The 15,449-nt window shown below is 37.1% G+C and carries 18 protein-coding genes and 2 pseudogenes; 9 read left to right on the plus strand and 11 right to left on the minus strand.

Annotated features, from left to right (window positions below):
• Positions 1–28 precede the first annotated feature (28 nt).
• The 4 genes from VK90_RS22445 to VK90_RS22460 all read right to left on the minus strand — a co-directional run bounded on the left by VK90_RS22445 (position 29) and on the right by VK90_RS22460 (position 3,207).
• Positions 29–508 (minus strand): GNAT family N-acetyltransferase, encoded by a 480-nt coding sequence (locus tag VK90_RS22445; protein ID WP_048375347.1) that lies wholly within the window; start codon positions 506–508, stop codon positions 29–31.
• Positions 509–1,181: 673 nt separating this feature from the next.
• A complete protein-coding gene (locus VK90_RS22450) occupies positions 1,182–1,946 on the minus strand; it encodes a TIGR01457 family HAD-type hydrolase (RefSeq protein WP_048375349.1) in 765 nt (254 codons plus the stop codon).
• A 109-nt stretch (positions 1,947–2,055) separates the two neighbouring features.
• The gene (locus tag VK90_RS22455; protein ID WP_048375351.1) at positions 2,056–2,688 is read right to left on the minus strand and encodes a helix-turn-helix transcriptional regulator; all 633 of its coding nucleotides are present in this window, start codon (positions 2,686–2,688) and stop codon (positions 2,056–2,058) included.
• A 78-nt stretch (positions 2,689–2,766) separates the two neighbouring features.
• Complete coding sequence (locus VK90_RS22460; protein WP_025149589.1) at positions 2,767–3,207, minus strand: DUF86 domain-containing protein; 441 nt, start codon at positions 3,205–3,207, stop codon at positions 2,767–2,769.
• Positions 3,208–3,354: 147 nt separating this feature from the next.
• On the opposite strand from VK90_RS22460, the gene glpX reads away from it, so the two are divergent.
• From glpX to VK90_RS29195, 4 genes and pseudogenes are all read left to right on the plus strand, one after another.
• A complete protein-coding gene (glpX, locus tag VK90_RS22465) occupies positions 3,355–4,326 on the plus strand; it encodes a class II fructose-bisphosphatase (RefSeq protein ID WP_000439096.1) in 972 nt (323 codons plus the stop codon).
• A gap of 15 nt (positions 4,327–4,341) precedes the next feature.
• The gene (locus VK90_RS22470) at positions 4,342–4,608 is read left to right on the plus strand and encodes a DUF3055 domain-containing protein (protein WP_000392608.1); all 267 of its coding nucleotides are present in this window, start codon (positions 4,342–4,344) and stop codon (positions 4,606–4,608) included.
• A 382-nt stretch (positions 4,609–4,990) separates the two neighbouring features.
• Positions 4,991–5,488: a cytoplasmic protein gene (locus VK90_RS22475; protein WP_048375354.1), complete on the plus strand. Its 498-nt coding sequence runs from the start codon at positions 4,991–4,993 to the stop codon at positions 5,486–5,488.
• A 36-nt stretch (positions 5,489–5,524) separates the two neighbouring features.
• A pseudogene (locus VK90_RS29195) lies at positions 5,525–5,662 on the plus strand (GNAT family N-acetyltransferase); the annotation flags it as partial.
• Positions 5,663–5,672: 10 nt separating this feature from the next.
• Here VK90_RS29195 and VK90_RS22480 read toward each other — a convergent pair.
• A complete protein-coding gene (locus VK90_RS22480; RefSeq protein ID WP_002174050.1) occupies positions 5,673–5,975 on the minus strand; it encodes a YutD family protein in 303 nt (100 codons plus the stop codon).
• Between the two features lie 118 nt (positions 5,976–6,093).
• Between VK90_RS22480 and VK90_RS22485 the strand changes: the two genes are divergently transcribed.
• Positions 6,094–6,672 (plus strand): YhcN/YlaJ family sporulation lipoprotein, encoded by a 579-nt coding sequence (locus tag VK90_RS22485; RefSeq protein WP_048375356.1) that lies wholly within the window; start codon positions 6,094–6,096, stop codon positions 6,670–6,672.
• A gap of 79 nt (positions 6,673–6,751) precedes the next feature.
• Here the strand turns inward: VK90_RS22485 and VK90_RS22490 are convergent, their stop codons facing one another.
• Positions 6,752–7,486, minus strand: coding sequence for a MerR family transcriptional regulator (locus tag VK90_RS22490; protein ID WP_048375358.1), 735 nt, complete (start codon positions 7,484–7,486; stop codon positions 6,752–6,754).
• 108 nt (positions 7,487–7,594) lie between these two features.
• Between VK90_RS22490 and VK90_RS22495 the strand changes: the two genes are divergently transcribed.
• A complete protein-coding gene (locus VK90_RS22495; protein ID WP_048375360.1) occupies positions 7,595–8,410 on the plus strand; it encodes a YhfC family intramembrane metalloprotease in 816 nt (271 codons plus the stop codon).
• Positions 8,411–8,434: 24 nt separating this feature from the next.
• On the opposite strand, the pseudogene VK90_RS22500 reads toward VK90_RS22495, so the two are convergent.
• Positions 8,435–8,877, minus strand: a pseudogene (locus tag VK90_RS22500) (hypothetical protein).
• A gap of 138 nt (positions 8,878–9,015) precedes the next feature.
• On the opposite strand from VK90_RS22500, the gene VK90_RS22505 reads away from it, so the two are divergent.
• The gene (locus VK90_RS22505; RefSeq protein WP_048375362.1) at positions 9,016–9,570 is read left to right on the plus strand and encodes a histidine phosphatase family protein; all 555 of its coding nucleotides are present in this window, start codon (positions 9,016–9,018) and stop codon (positions 9,568–9,570) included.
• A gap of 74 nt (positions 9,571–9,644) precedes the next feature.
• Positions 9,645–10,124 (plus strand): YbaK/EbsC family protein, encoded by a 480-nt coding sequence (locus VK90_RS22510; RefSeq protein WP_048375364.1) that lies wholly within the window; start codon positions 9,645–9,647, stop codon positions 10,122–10,124.
• 19 nt (positions 10,125–10,143) lie between these two features.
• Here VK90_RS22510 and lipA read toward each other — a convergent pair whose 3' ends face one another.
• Complete coding sequence (lipA, locus tag VK90_RS22515) at positions 10,144–11,040, minus strand: lipoyl synthase (protein WP_025149596.1); 897 nt, start codon at positions 11,038–11,040, stop codon at positions 10,144–10,146.
• Positions 11,041–11,229: 189 nt separating this feature from the next.
• Here lipA and VK90_RS22520 point away from each other — a divergent pair, with 189 nt between their 5' ends.
• Positions 11,230–12,213 (plus strand): M23 family metallopeptidase, encoded by a 984-nt coding sequence (locus VK90_RS22520; protein ID WP_048375365.1) that lies wholly within the window; start codon positions 11,230–11,232, stop codon positions 12,211–12,213.
• A gap of 46 nt (positions 12,214–12,259) precedes the next feature.
• Here VK90_RS22520 and yunB read toward each other — a convergent pair whose 3' ends face one another.
• The 3 genes from yunB to VK90_RS22535 form a co-directional block, all read right to left on the minus strand.
• Positions 12,260–12,991 (minus strand): sporulation protein YunB, encoded by a 732-nt coding sequence (yunB, locus tag VK90_RS22525; protein WP_002174058.1) that lies wholly within the window; start codon positions 12,989–12,991, stop codon positions 12,260–12,262.
• Positions 12,992–13,046: 55 nt separating this feature from the next.
• Positions 13,047–13,349, minus strand: a complete 303-nt coding sequence (locus VK90_RS22530) for a YunC family protein (protein ID WP_002015926.1) — start codon at positions 13,347–13,349, stop codon at positions 13,047–13,049.
• A 65-nt stretch (positions 13,350–13,414) separates the two neighbouring features.
• Positions 13,415–14,830: a bifunctional metallophosphatase/5'-nucleotidase gene (locus tag VK90_RS22535; protein WP_331457119.1), complete on the minus strand. Its 1,416-nt coding sequence runs from the start codon at positions 14,828–14,830 to the stop codon at positions 13,415–13,417.
• Positions 14,831–15,449 lie beyond the last annotated feature (619 nt).

Genomic DNA, 15,449 nt, shown 5'->3' on the forward strand with positions numbered 1-15,449 from the left:
GATAATAACATTTTCTAGGCCGCCAGTTTCATACTGACGGCCTTTCATATTCCATAAGCATAAACTCTCTTCCCCGACTCAAAAAAATAGGCCCTGGTTGAAATCCAATTGTTTTATATAGCCTAATCGCTCTTTTATTAAATGTCGCCACACTCAGTCGAAACATTTTCGAATTGAATTCCTCAGCAGCAAATGCTATCCCTGCTTGAAAAAACATTTCCCCCATCCCTTTCCCTGTTAACTCCGGCTTCATTCCAATTCCGATATCTACTACATCTTCGCCCTCATATAAATTGGCATCTCTTCCGCCTGGCACTTGTGCATTTTCTCCAAAGCAAAAATAGCCGATTAAGTCTCCCTTCTCATCACAACAACCGTAATATGTCCCATCTAATAATTCTTCTATTACTTCAGCATCTCCTGAAAAGCTATATAACGTATACGGTTCCTCGTATACCCACGCATTTATTTCGTTTGCTTCTTCTCCTGTTAACTTATGTATATCCATTCATCTCACTCCTTATCAACTACTCTACTGATTTACATATATTTACTCATTCATTTTTCACAATTGATTCTCCTCTAATCGTAATATGCATAATTACATACGCACTTCCATTTGAAAAGTGCTATAATTTATGTGAATCGCTGTTGCTACACTTCTTGATTAAAGAAAAGGCGTTAAACGGAAATTAGCGTCTTATCAAACTCAAGCAATTGACACATTATGTCATCGAAAAAGACACTCGAAAGAGTGTCTTTTTTTCTATATTTCACTATTTCTTTCTTAACAGGACTTGCTCATTCATTAAAATAAATGCATACAGTAATATGACTCTTTAAACACATTAATCCCTCTATATAGGTTTTGAAGTCAATTGCTACAGATTCGGATAATAAAAAGCACTCCAGCCAGAGTGCTTTTTACTTTCAAACAAGGAGGTTACATATATGGATACTACTCTTGTATTCAACTTTGGTATCGGTATTATCATCATTTTATTCGTCTTCTTTGTTCTTTGTATGAGTGGAGTATAGAAAGGCGATTTTTGAATATATCGACCGCAACTCAAATTATATCAGCGATTTTTAATATATATCGATTTACCGACAAAAAATCACAACAGTAGCAACTTAATAATAAAAGAAAGCTGCTCCAAATTTTGGAACAGTTTTCTGCATTACATCTTCTCAATCCACTCCGTCAAGTTATGCACAACTTGCGTCGGTTGTACTTCATATTCTGTTAACTTCTCCACAGTTGTTACTCCAGTGTGGACAATAAGGGTATGCATACCAGCATTTATCCCCGCTAAAATATCTGTATCGTAGTTATCCCCAACCATTAATGCTTCTTCTTTTCCTACACCAAGCACTTTTAACGCTTGTTCCATAATGATTGATTCTGGTTTTCCAATAAAGATTGGATCCACACCTGTTGATACTGCTACAACTGATGTTAATGAACCGTTACCTGGTAATAATCCGCGCTCAGTCGGAATAACAATGTCCCCATTTGTTGAAATAAACGTTGCACCGTTACGCACTGCAAGGCATGCTTTCGCTAATTTTTCATATGTGATATCGCGATCTAATCCAACAACGACGAAATCAGGATTTTCATCCACAAGTTTAAATCCTTTTTCCACAAGTGCATCATGTAAGCCCTCTTCACCAATCATATATACAGTTGCATCTTGTTTGCGCTCATAAATAAAGTTCGCTGTAGCCATACTCGTTGTAAATACTTGTTCCGCTTTCGCTGGAATATCGAAACGAACAAGTTTTTCTGCAACTTGTTCTGGTTTACGAGTTGAGTTATTTGTAACAAATAAATACGGAATGCCGCGTTCTCCTAACGCTTTTACGAAGTCGCTCGCTTCTTCAATTTGTTCTTCCCCGCGATACATCGTACCGTCTAAGTCAATTAAATAGCCTTTATACATCTATTATGTCTCTCCTTCTATGCTAGAGTTCTACATCTCTCATACCACTCTTATATTAACCCCTTTTTCAAAAGAAAAAAACGCTTTACCCTAAAGCGTCCCATAACGTTCATTTTTTCTCTTTTATTTGGTACGAGCAATTACAATCGCCTTCACACATATTTGCTAACGTTTTCACATTTGCACCTGCAAATAACCGCTTATACATATCTTTTTCCTCTTCACACACTTGCGGGAATCTCTCTGCAATTTCCTTTAACGGACAGTTTTGCTTTTCAAGTATGAAAGAATGCTCCCCATCTCTCTTTATTTGAACCATATAACCGTTTCGCTCTTGTATAGCAGCTATTTCCTGTACTTTATAGGCTAAATGACTTTGATTACTTATCTTCTTTTGCAACTGTTCTTCCATTCGTTTCGTTCTCTCTTGTAAAACGTATCGAAGTATTTTTTCATCGCCCATTCGAGCTAAATCTTCTAGCATATCAATAGCAAATTGCTTATACTCTTTCGGGAATGTATCTTCTCCCTTTTGACTTAATCCATACAAATATGTTGGTCGTCCAACATGCTGTCTTACCATCTTTGAATAGATTAGCTCATCTTTCTCCAGTTTACTTAAATGTCGACGGATCGCCATCTCAGTAATCTCTAAAGCTTCAGCTAAGTCTGCTACAGTATGCTCGCCCTTTACCTTCAATAATTGTATAATCTCTTCTTTCGTAGTACGTGCTTCTCCCATATTTCACCCTTCTCCCTTTTCCTTCTCATATACAATATAAGATCCCCAAAAGGTCTTTTGGGGATCTTATAAGCACAATTATTCTGGTACAAATGCAGATACAGGTCCTAATTCCTTTTCTAAATAACTGCGAATATTCGCTGGGTATTTCTCTACCACTGCGATATGTTTTTGAATCGTCTTATATAATTCATCATGATTCATTTGAATATAATCTTGCATAAGCATTTTTCGAAGAAGAATAATCTCTTTAATGTCTTTTCCCTCTTCTCCACTTATGACTCTCTCGTCCATTAAAATATCAATAATATCTTCATAACTTCCTGGATCTCGCATAATAAATCCATCAATCATTGCATTTCCTACATCTAATATACAATCAATAATAAGATGCGACATGCGCTCTAATGCGTAAAATTCAAACTCGGTTTCATATGTCTTTTTCTCTTGAAATGTATTTGTTGCCTGTTCTAAACATACTAGCATTTGTTCAATTTTCTTTCTGTCTACAAAGTACATGAATGTCACCTACCTGGAAATTAAAGCATTTACATTTTTATTGTAACGCTTTCTTCTGAAAAAATCGACAATTTTTCGAATTCACCTTTTCCTCGTTATTTGTTATAGTTATATTTGTATGATTTTTGAAATTGGAGGAATGCAACCTTGGAACGTGAACTCGCACTAGAAATTGTCCGTGTAACAGAAGCAGCAGCCTTAGCATCCGCACAGTGGATGGGCCGCGGAAAGAAAAACGAAGCAGATGATGCTGCAACTACAGCTATGCGTGATATGTTCGATTCAGTAAACATGGCAGGTACAGTTGTAATCGGTGAGGGAGAACTTGATGAAGCACCGATGTTGTATATTGGTGAAGAACTAGGAACAGGTAACGGTCCAGAAGTAGATATCGCCGTTGATCCATTAGAAGGTACAAACATCGTTGCAAAAGGTCTTGCAAATGCAATGGCAGTTATCGCAATCGCAGATAAAGGAAACCTTCTTCATGCTCCTGATATGTACATGGAAAAAATCGCGGTTGGTCCAAAAGCAGCTGGTAAAATTAGCTTAGATGATCCAATTGAAAAAACAATTGAAATTGTAGCAGAAGCAAACAATAAAAAAATTCGTGACCTAACGGTTATCGTCCAAGAACGTGAACGTCATCAAGATATTATTGACCGTGTTCGTGCAAAAGGTGCACGCGTAAAACTATTTGGTGATGGAGATGTTGGTGCATCAATCGCAACAGCTTTACCTGGAACAGGTATCGACTTATTCGTAGGTGTTGGCGGCGCTCCAGAAGGCGTTATCTCTGCAGCTGCATTAAAATGCCTTGAAGGCGAAATGCAAGCTCGCTTAGTTCCAATGAACGAAGAAGAAGAAGCTCGTTGCCGTGAAATGGGATTAGAAGATCCTCGTCAACTTCTTATGTTAGATGACTTAGTATCTGGTGATGACGCAATCTTCTCAGCAACAGGTGTATCTGCTGGTGAATTATTAGACGGCGTGAAATTCCTAGGTGGAGATTTAGCTGAAACATATTCTATCGTTATGCGTTACAAAACAAGAACGGTACGATTCATTAAAACACATCACCATTTAGACCATAAGCCTCACTTAAACTTAGATATTTAAAAAGGAGCCATGTGTATGGAAGAACGTTTCTTTCTGTACGACGATACAGTCGCTACAAAAACTCGTTTCGTTAGCTTTATGGGGGAAAATGAGCGTCATGATTTAGCGCTTTTATACTCCGATCGTCATTACGGTAAAACGATTGTCCTTGATATGCAGCGCAATAAATTTGCTATCATCGGTCCTGACGATTTAAACGAACCAGGCTACTTAGAGCACGCATTTTCTATGTCTGAAGAAATTGCAGAAGAATTACGCTCATTTTTATTTGAACTTATATAATTTATCTTATACACCAGCTAGTTTAGCTGGTGTTTTTTCATTATAATAGTTTTGAATTTTCAATCTTTTGTGTTATAATTATGAGAAAATCTATTTGGATAGAAAGGACGTTATCTACGTATGCCAACATTTACTTTGTAATGGACCAGCAATTGGATAGCATTACTCTCAAAAAAGCACCGTGCTTTTTAAAGGGAGTAGTCTGCCCATTCCCATTACAAAGGAACGTGACGCATCTGTAGTATGACGTTTACGGAGGTTCCTCTTTTGGGAGCCTCCTTTTATTTTTTTCTACTTCTTATGTCTTCATACTACAAGACATCCAAATAGCTGTATTACGTTCCTTTGCCACTAATATAACTAATATAAGAGGTGAAGGAAAATGCAGAATGTACAACTTTCTTGGAATTTATATGAAAACGAGCAAAGCATAATCGAAAAGTATTGTAAAAATTGCGGATGTACTACCCTTTTTACTGATACGAATATTCGCAGACATAATGCAAACGGAAAGAATATATACCGGTTTGCAATTTATAAGTGTCCGAAAAATCATACGTGGAATCAAAAACTTCATATTTATAAATCATTTACTGATCATGTCGAAACAGTCGATATGACTGAGCAAGAACAACATGAAACAAACAACAATATTTCCATTACACACTACAAAGAAAATGGTATAGCCGAAATAACAATCGTAATAGACATTCTTTTCGGCTCCCACCGAATTGATAAAGTGTTATCCAAATATATTTCAGATTGGAGCCGTACTATCATTGTGGATAAAATTAAAAGTGGTCATATTCAATTAAATGGCCAACAAATGAAGCCAAAGAAAACTCTTTCTGAAGGTGATTATATTTCAATTTGCTTGTAAGGGGGCTTTCATGTTAAAGGTGAGAAAAAGTACGGTTGCTTTACAGGTAATCCCGTTTCATTAAGCCTATACGAAAAAAACAATTATATTTGCCGCGGTGCTGTTTATTTTGCAAGTAAACAGCCTCCTCATAATTGGTACAACTGCTATAAAAAAATCCTCTTACAATCGTAAGAGGATTTTTTTATTTCTTCACTTTTCGTAATACAAAATGTGCACAACCGAAGTTACAGTACTCATATAAATACTCTGATAAAGTACTAATTTTCGTATCATATGTCGAACGTTGATTACTATCATCAAAGAATCCACGCAATCTAAGTTGCTCATAACCCCAATCTCCAACGATATAATCATATTTATTTAAAATTTCTGCATAACGCTCTTTAAATGCTTCTTCACTAAAACCATCACGAAAGTTTTTAATTACTTCGTACTGAACATTATTAACGCTCACCGTAGCATGAATCTCTTGCTTTTGCTCCATCATTAACTTCCTCTCTAAGCATTCTTCTTTTTATCGTATCACAAAGCATAACAACCAACAATTTCAAATACAAAAAATTGAAAATTAGTGCATGCTATGGAGAAGGAGGTGATACATCGTGAAAAAGCAAATTATACTCTCTCTTCTCACTCTTTCCTTATTTGCAGGCTGCCAAACAACTAATAAAGCCGAAATGGAGCGTGAAGAAGGAAGTCGTGTTCTCGTTTCCAACAAAAACGACATGTATCATACTGAAAACACAAATACAAGATTAACGAGAGTCGGTTATTCTTCTAAACAAAAACATGAAGTACCTAACAAACAAGTAGGAGCAATTAACCGTGAGAAAGTCGCTGAAATGATTACAAGCATGACAGTCAAACTTCCTGACGTCACCAATGCGGCTACACTCGTTACCGATGATGAAGTGTTTGTTGTATACCGCGCAAACACAACTGACCCAGCACTCGTAACAGATCAAGTATATAAAACAGCTTTGTCCATCGTCCCTCGCTATTATAAAGCATATGTATCAACAAACCAAAAGTTGATTTCTCAAATTCAAGGCCTTCAATCAGGTAGCTTAAACGATAAAGAATATGAACAAAGTCTTGATATGCTAAAACGGGAAATGAGCAAAAATCCTCATTTGAACAATACGGGGGATCAAACTTTGAATAATATGATTAAAAAATAAAAAAGGTGGAGAAAGCCTCCACCTTTTTTGAATTCATTGAACAAATAACTATTTAAATGAAATTATATTAACGATTATTTCATTTTTTATTACGATCCGCATAAACCTCCATCGCATCACACATAAACTGTGCTAAACCTTCACCAAACTTATCAATATTTTTTGTAAAGCGCTCATCAGCGACATACATTTGACCTAATCCTTTAAAGGCTTCTAATGAATATTCACCGAAGTTTTGCAAGTAACTGTACCATACTCCAATTGCGTCTTGCGCCTCTCTAGAATCAGGTGCGCCGTGTCTAAGCGCCGCTAGCTCTCTATAAATATTATTAAACTCTTCCTGTTTCTCTTTAGACATACCTTTTGCAGTCTCATTCGCTTTATCCACAGCTGTATCTTCCCATCGTTCACGTGCTTCTTCTTCATATGGGTTATGACTAAAATCAAATCCTTCAAATTTCTCTTTATTCGTCATCTCAATCTCTCCTTTTGTATGCTTAATTGTTTTATCAATCGTCGCAATCACCTTATCCAATCTAGCTCGCTTTTCAAGAAGCATTTTCTTATGAAGCTGTAATGCCTCTTCACGGTCGAATGAAGGACTCATGATAATTTCCTTAATTTTCTTCAAAGGGAAGCCAAGCTCTTTAAAAAATAAAATTTGCTGCAACGTTTCTAAATTTTCATCGGAATACAGACGATATCCAGACTCTGTTGTCTCATCTGGGGTTAACAACCAAATTTCATCGTAATGATGCAGTGTGCGCACACTAATTCCAACTAAATCAGCTACTTCTTTTACCCTCATTGTCATGCGTATCTCCCCCTTAATACATACGATAAAGTATGACGCAACGTTAGAGTCAATAAAAACTTCATTATTCTTTTGAAAGATTCATCTCTCCACATTCTCCTACATTTCATGCATAATATATATGTACATACATTAGAAAGCGGTGAAAGTATGGTTTCAAATACTGTAATTGCCAGTATCATCATTCAGCTCGTTCTCTCGATTTTGATCCCAATTATTGTACTCGTTTATTTTCGCAAGAAATATAATATTAATTGGAAAATAGTTGGCGTTGGTGTCCTTATCTTTATCGGGTTTACCCAAATTCTTGAAACACCATTCCACCTATTTATGCGAGGAAATCCAGCAACAGCTGCGGTTTTAGAAAACCCATTTATCTTTGCGATTTACGGTGGGTTAACTGCTGGTATTTTTGAAGAATTAGGGCGCTTTGTTGCCTTTTACTACTTACTGAAAAAATATCGAGAGTATAAAGACGGGCTTGCATACGGAATTGGTCACGGTGGTATTGAATCAATTTTAGTCGGTGGCTTTTCTGCCCTACAAACATTAATCTTTGCTACTTCCATTAACAACGGAAGTTTCGCTCAAATGGTTGAAAAAATGCCTGAGCTCAGCCGTTTACAGGACATATTAATTCAGCAACCTGCCTACTTATACTTACTCGGTAGCTTAGAAAGAATTATGGCACTCGTTCTGCAAATTGCTTTCACAATGCTTGTCGTATACGCGGTAAAACAAAAGAAATACATTTTCCTCGTATACGCTATACTATTCCACGCACTTGTGGACTTTTTCGCAGCACTTTACCAAACAAAAATAATTAACATCTTTGTCGCAGAAGGAACTACTCTTCTCTTCGCAATTGGCGCTTTCGTTCTTATTCGCAAAATGAAAGAGAAATTAGTGAGTGCTTCAGAGTAAAAATAAACCACCAAAATTGGTGGTTTATTTTTTATGTGGATTATCGCAATGTTGATAACTTTTTCCGCCTAGAAGCTCCTTCTTTGTTTCTGCATCTATAACGATATACTTATAAAACTCCTCTACTTCATCTTGAGAAAAGGAAGCAAAAAAGTACACTTGGCGATCAGGATGAACAAACGAATCTCGAATCACCACTCTACTGCGACAGCCGACATCTGTTTTTTTCGGAAGGTAACTTCTGCATCTTGTACTTCTTTAAATAAGATTTTTTTACGAACACTATATGTTGCATTTTTGTATTCCTTATAGATTTTCTTATCTAACTGCTCATAAAACAAATCTTCACTCACAAATGACCTATTTTGATTGCTCGGGTATTCTAAGTTTTGATTTGATTGTGCATATGTTGTGGACAGTTGCGTGAGAAAACAAGCAATGAATGCAATAATTATTATTTTTTTCATGCTAGCACCCCAAATTTTCATTATCCACATTACTTTTCCACATGCCCCGGTCCCTATTCTCTTCTCTGTACACAAAAAAGGAATTTTTTCCACATTTGTCGAAGTATATATCGTCAACTTGAAAGATGGGGATGAAATATGAAGAAAATTATTGTAATGCGACATTGTTCAGCAACTGGACAAGAGCATAATGCCGAATTAACAAATGAAGGAAGAGACCAATCAAACACCCTTGCTAAATTCCTCATAGAAAATCATCTACAAATAGATTACATTATTTCAAGCCCTTTTGTCCGCGCTATCGATTCTATTCGGCCCTATGCGCTCCAAGCTAACTTATCTATCCAAGAAGATGAACGATTAGCCGAGCGGGTATTAAGCGATGCGCCAATGGACGATTGGATGCAAAAACTAGAATACACTTTCACAAACATAGATATAGCCTATTCAGGCGGAGAGTCAACAAAACAAGCGATGGATCGCGCTATCTCACTTATCCAAGAAGTTTTAAAACTAGAGCATGACACAACATTACTCGTTACACACGGCAACTTACTCACACTAATTTTAAAGCACTTTGATCATACTATTGGCTTTGGTGAATGGAAAGCTTTAACGAATCCTGATATTTACGAAATTACAATCGATGAACAATCTATCATAAAGCGATTATGGAACGAATCATCCAAGTAATATCCCTTTCCAAAACATTCAGTTGACGCCGCGAGAAGAGACTGTACTAACAATAGAGAGGGGTATCATTTCCTATGTACGAAGACGTACTTTCTTTACTACATAAAACAAATGCTTCTTATGAAAAATTTGAACACGAGCCAGTACTCGATTATGAGACAGATCGTATCGTGCGCGAAAGACTTGGTTTACAAGGTACTCCAAGTAAAAGCCTATTTTTAAAATCAAAATCCGGGGAGTATTACGTATTCTTTACGCTAGAAGGAACTCGCCTCAACCGAGGAGAGATGAAAGAAATAACAGGAGAGAGCTTATCTCTCTGTTCTCCTGATGAGCTAAGAGAAGAGACTGGTTGCACTCCAGGATGTGTAGCTCCTTTCGGTTATTCACAAGATGTAACGATTATTGTGGACAGTTTAATTTATACTTACAATAAAATTTTAATCACACCTGGTGTACCTGAATTTACAATTGAATTATCCACAGAGGAATTAAAAAAGATTTTATCAACATGTCAAAATAGAGTTTTAGATTATAAGAAAAAAGAGAGCTAATAATAGCTCTCTTTTTTCATTATTTCGCTTCTGCTGTTTTTTCTTTTGCAGAACGTACTTGCTCGTCCGCATGATAAGAAGAACGTACAAGTGGACCAGCTTCACAATGGCTAAATCCTTTGCTAAGTGCAATTTCTTTAAGCTCTGCAAATTCTGCTGGTGGGTAATATTTAATAACTGGTAAATGCTTCTTAGATGGTTGTAGGTATTGTCCAAGAGTTAAAATATCCACATTGTTTGCACGTAAGTCATCCATTGCTTCAATTAAATCTTCTCTTGTTTCACCTAAGCCCACCATAATGCTCGATTTAGTTGGAATATCAGGCTGCATTTCTTTTGCTCTACGTAAAAACTCTAATGAACGGTCATATTTTGCTCTAGCGCGAACTCGGTCAGATAATCGACGTACTGTTTCAATGTTATGGTTCAAAATATCTGGTTTTGCATCCATTAACATTTTTAAGTTTTCTTCTACCCCACCCATATCAGATGGTAATACTTCGATAGACGTGAATGGATTTTTACGACGTACAGCGCGTACTGTTTCAGCGAAAACAGCTGCTCCACCATCTTTTAAATCATCACGTGCAACCGCTGTTATAACAACGTGCTTTAAGCCCATTTGTACTACAGAATCTGCTACGCGTTCTGGTTCTTGTAAATCAAGCTCAGTTGGCAAGCCTGTTTTAACCGCACAAAAACGACAAGCACGTGTACAAACCGCACCTAAAATCATAAATGTCGCTGTTTTCCTTACAGCCCAGCATTCATGAATATTCGGACATTTCGCCTCTTCACAAACCGTATGAAGATTCTTAGAACGCATCATTTTCTTTAAGCCTGTATAGTTTTCATTCGTGTTTAACTTAATTTTCAACCATTCGGGCTTGCGCTTATATTCTGTTTGTTTTGTCATGGTTATCAACTCCGCACAATATGAAATAGTTTACCGTGTTCGCTTCTTTCAATGTAACATATCTATTCTAACGTATGAAAGCGATTTGCTCAAATGAAGATTCTAAGATTTTTTCCAATCGTTCCCTATAATGAAATACTCCGTATATCCCACACTAAAAAGAGTGATGTTGTGAAAGGAGTCTATTTCATGCTTCGAAAAATTTCTCTTTTGCTTTCGATTTGCTTTCTTCTCCACCAAAACATCGCTTACGGTGAAGATAATCAGCAAAGCATATATGAAAAGCGCATGGCACTATATAAAGAAACCGAGCAATCTTCAGGCATTCCGTGGTATTACTTAGCTGCAATGGATCAATACGAAAGAAATATACGGAGCGTAAGAAAGGATATTCCGAAAAAACCAGATGCCATCATTTCCCTTTATTTCAAACCTGAACTATGGGCTGGACCTGTTAATAGTAACGATACTCTCCCCCATACGATTTCTCTATTTGGTGGAATGGGTTTAGATGGTGACAAAGATGGATTTGCAAATGCAAATAACGACCGCGATCTTCTGCATACGGCAGCAACTATTTTAAAGAAACAAGGAACGTCAGAAGACCGTATTAAAATTATGCTTTGGGAATATTATAGACGTGCAAAAACCGTTGAATTAATTACAGAATACGCCCGCATTTATAGACACTATGGACGTATTAACTTAGAAGGAAATGCTTTCCCTCTCCCTATTCGCAGTGACCATAGCTACCGTAGTACTTTTGGTGCTGGAAGAAGCTTCGGCGGAAGGCGGATTCATGAAGGAACCGATATTTTTGCTAGATACGGCGTACCAGTAAGATCAACTTGCTATGGCATTATTGAAACAAAAGGATGGAATCGTCTTGGTGGATGGCGCATTGGTATTCGTGACCTTCATAATAATTACCATTATTACGCTCATTTAGGTGGATTCTCAAAAGAAATACAGCTCGGACAAATTGTCGAACCAGGAAAAGTAATCGGATTTGTTGGTAGCACCGGCTACGGTCCTCCTGGTACAGCTGGAAAGTTCCCACCACACTTACATTTTGGAATGTATAAAGACAACGGCTATACAGAGTGGGCTTTCGATCCATACATGCATTTGAGCCTTTGGGAACGAAAAGAACGTGCGAATACAAAACGATAACCGTAGCGCATTGCTACGGTTATTTTTTATATTCATTAAAGATATACTAACTATCCGTTTTCTTTTTATCTGGTACAACAACTCCGCCACTTCCATAATAAGTAGGTACCTCACCTTGAACGATGCGCGTTGCAATCGGAATGTTTTGCTTCACCGTAATTTCTTTCGTGTGTAACGGAATCATAACTTGCAACGTCACTTCCACTTCCATAATAATTTTGATCGCTGTATTATTAATTCCTTGCGGCTCAACTAGCTGTTTAATATCCGTATTCACATGACCAATTGGCGTAAATTTAATCGGAATATCTGGTCCTATATTACCAAGAAGCGCATTATCGGTTATACGACCAAAAGGAACTGACATAGATATCCCATTCTCTTCAGAAATACCAAGTGCTTTCATATCCCCTTTTTCTACTTGTTGTAAATATTTCTCTATGTATGCAGTAGTCGATGTTAATATTTCATTTACTTGTTTTGTATTTAAATCAATGGTAGATACTTTTCCGTTCTTATCATTTTGTACTTTCATTAACGTATCCACATCAAATCCTTCATTAATTCGGTCTTTTACCGCCTTCGTCATGACTGCTGTTGCCATTTTATGTGTCTCTGTTTCTCCATACTTAATTAATGTTGGCTGGATACTTTTATTCACAATCCATAATCCTTGTACGACCATTACTATAAAAATAATAAACGAAATAAGCAGTATATACCGAAAGGAAATCGGCCCCCTTCGAAACCGCGAATTGTTCGAACGAAATTTACGCATAAGAAAACCCTCCTTCTTATACTATCTCTATGCAAGAAAGAGGGACGATATATGCTTATCTCATTTTTAATAGTGCATCTTTTCCGATTGTTCCTACTGGAATACCTAAAGCTTCTGCTCCAGTTGTTACTGATTCCAGCGGTGCTTCAAGAAGTTGTTCGATCGTTCTTACACCGACTGCACGGCCAGCGATAATTCCTCGATCTCCTAACTTCTCATTTAAAAGGCCTACATCTAAAGCACCGCACATAATATATCCTTTATCGCTCATTACAGCTAGCAAATTTGTCTTTGGAAGCTTTACGCTAACAGCAATGAACGTATAGTTATCAATTATAATTGGCTCTACATTAACCATAGTTCACACTCCTCTCTTTCTTATCTGTATGACAAGAGAAAAATGAGTGTTACAAGTTAACTAGCCTATAGTTTGACTGAAGATGTATAAGTTATCAACATATTTGTTAACACATCTCTAAGTAATTCTGGCATATAATATTGTTTGTCAGAAAATGTGGATAGCTCTGGGTATAAGTATCCGAATGTAAACATATCAATCGTTCCTACCGTATATATACGTTCTAATTCCAGCGACTCACCGTTAATCAATACATCTTCTAGTAAAATTTTATTCCCTGAAATTGTATCTGGAATCACTTCTAAACCATCGTAAATCATTTTCCCCATTACTTTTCCTCGGAATCCGAATCCTTTCACTTCAAGGTTCTCCATATTCGGCCTACGAGCTTTCAAAATAACTTCTCTTAACGTTTTCCCCGGTACTTTTAATAGACATGGATTAATTGGATGTGGACAAATTCGATGAATGTCCCCGCGCGTCACAACACCTTCATTTAATCCCTCAAGTAGTACACCAGCGTTCACCATTCCAATATCCGCATCACACCACTCTTTAAGCGCACTTGCCAACATATGAGAAAATGTCGTCTCTTTAAACCAATCAACCGGTAATGATTCTTTTAAATGAACGACAGGCTCAGCCATTATATGTTTGCTTTCTTCCTGCAGCATTTCAATTGTGGATAACGGCTCGCTATAAGCACCTAACCGTTCTGTCTTAATCGCTCTACCGTCTTTTTTTAGGAGCACCTTCGTCTCTTTATCCACAGTAAGCTGAACGTGACCGACGTAATGTCCCCATTTTTCACAACAGCAAAGCAAAGTATCGTTTACAAGAACACCCCGCTCAAATAAATGGTGCGTATGTGCACCTAAAATAACATCTATATCATAATGCTCCGCCATATACTCATCCATACTTTTTCCAAGATGAGAAAGCACAACAGTAATATGAGCCGTATCCTTAACTTCTTCTAAAATAGATTCTAAATGGATGATTGGATCTTCAATATGCCAGTCTAACATATGATAAAACTCTGGGTAAGCTACCGTTAATCCGATAAAGGCAATCGTAACTCCATCTGTCGTTGTATGTAATTTATAAGGCTTTGCCCAGGCCGGACGTACGCCCTCTTTTTCAAATAGATTCGCTACGAGCACCTCAAACCCAGCAGCATCATATAGACGATTCAAATGCTCTTTCGCCAATGTAATTCCTTCATTATTTCCAATCGTTACATAATCATATAACGCCTCATTTAATAACTTCGTATTCCCGAGCCCATTTGTTGCTTCCGAAATACTATGAAAACGATCCACATGATCGCCAATATCCACAGTTAAAACAGTCTCTCCTGCTTCCTGTCTGCGCTTTTTCTCCCCTAGTACAAACCGAGAAATTTGCGGCCAATTTTCAAAATGACTATGTATATCGTTTGTATGATATAGGTGGATGATTGTTTCCTTATTTATATTCAGAGAAAAAACCTCCTCTCAGTTCCTTACTGCCATTTACGCTACACGCGCGCAATAATCCTGTAAATACTTTTCGTCTTTTCTTGCTATTTTACATTGTACTCGCATTATAAGAAAAAGCAAAAGATTCCCCTTTCAACATGAAAAATTTTACATTATCATTTACATAAGGAGGTGTTCTCTATTAATCGATATAGCTTTCTCTCACTATGGTCCTCATTAGCAGGAGGCCTTTTATTTATCGCTTCCGTACTTTTCTTGCCTAATCCATTTCTATTTATTAGCATCCCACTCATTATTCTCGGCCTCATATTCAGCATGATTGCAATATCTAAAAACGAAACGAGCAAATTGAGATTTGTCGGTATCTTTGTCTTACTTATATTAGTTATTTTTATCTTAATATGCGTTCCTTTTATATTTGTAATGTTTGGGTTTTAAAGCCGTCTTTTGATGGCTTTTTTTGCGGGTTGAGGGGTATATACGTCCGTTCACCATGTCTCAATTTGTGGATAAAGTGAAACTTTAATCAGTGGGGGTTTTGTTCATCCCCCACTGATTATTAGCCTTCACCAATCGGGCTTTTACGGGCAGTTGATCTCCCACCTAACTCCTTTGCTTT

The sequence above is a fragment of the Bacillus sp. LK2 genome (assembly GCF_001043575.1).
GTDB lineage: Bacteria > Bacillota > Bacilli > Bacillales > Bacillaceae_G > Bacillus_A > Bacillus_A paramycoides.

Bases quoted from the DNA above. Each gene is read 5' to 3' on its own strand.
- VK90_RS22480 (WP_002174050.1), bottom strand. From the start codon at position 5,975: ATGGAGCAAAAGCAAGAGATTCATGCTACGGTGAGCGTTAATAATGTT.
- VK90_RS22520 (WP_048375365.1), top strand. From the start codon at position 11,230: ATGCTTCGAAAAATTTCTCTTTTGCTTTCGATTTGCTTTCTTCTCCAC.
- VK90_RS22455 (WP_048375351.1), bottom strand. From the start codon at position 2,688: ATGGGAGAAGCACGTACTACGAAAGAAGAGATTATACAATTATTGAAG.
- VK90_RS22530 (WP_002015926.1), bottom strand. From the start codon at position 13,349: ATGGTTAATGTAGAGCCAATTATAATTGATAACTATACGTTCATTGCT.
- yunB (WP_002174058.1), bottom strand. From the start codon at position 12,991: ATGCGTAAATTTCGTTCGAACAATTCGCGGTTTCGAAGGGGGCCGATT.
- VK90_RS22445 (WP_048375347.1), bottom strand. From the start codon at position 508: ATGGATATACATAAGTTAACAGGAGAAGAAGCAAACGAAATAAATGCG.
- VK90_RS22470 (WP_000392608.1), top strand. From the start codon at position 4,342: ATGGAAGAACGTTTCTTTCTGTACGACGATACAGTCGCTACAAAAACT.
- VK90_RS22450 (WP_048375349.1), bottom strand. From the start codon at position 1,946: ATGTATAAAGGCTATTTAATTGACTTAGACGGTACGATGTATCGCGGG.
- VK90_RS22490 (WP_048375358.1), bottom strand. From the start codon at position 7,486: ATGACAATGAGGGTAAAAGAAGTAGCTGATTTAGTTGGAATTAGTGTG.
- VK90_RS22495 (WP_048375360.1), top strand. From the start codon at position 7,595: ATGCATAATATATATGTACATACATTAGAAAGCGGTGAAAGTATGGTT.
- VK90_RS22460 (WP_025149589.1), bottom strand. From the start codon at position 3,207: ATGTACTTTGTAGACAGAAAGAAAATTGAACAAATGCTAGTATGTTTA.
- VK90_RS22510 (WP_048375364.1), top strand. From the start codon at position 9,645: ATGTACGAAGACGTACTTTCTTTACTACATAAAACAAATGCTTCTTAT.
- lipA (WP_025149596.1), bottom strand. From the start codon at position 11,040: ATGACAAAACAAACAGAATATAAGCGCAAGCCCGAATGGTTGAAAATT.
- VK90_RS22475 (WP_048375354.1), top strand. From the start codon at position 4,991: ATGCAGAATGTACAACTTTCTTGGAATTTATATGAAAACGAGCAAAGC.
- VK90_RS22505 (WP_048375362.1), top strand. From the start codon at position 9,016: ATGAAGAAAATTATTGTAATGCGACATTGTTCAGCAACTGGACAAGAG.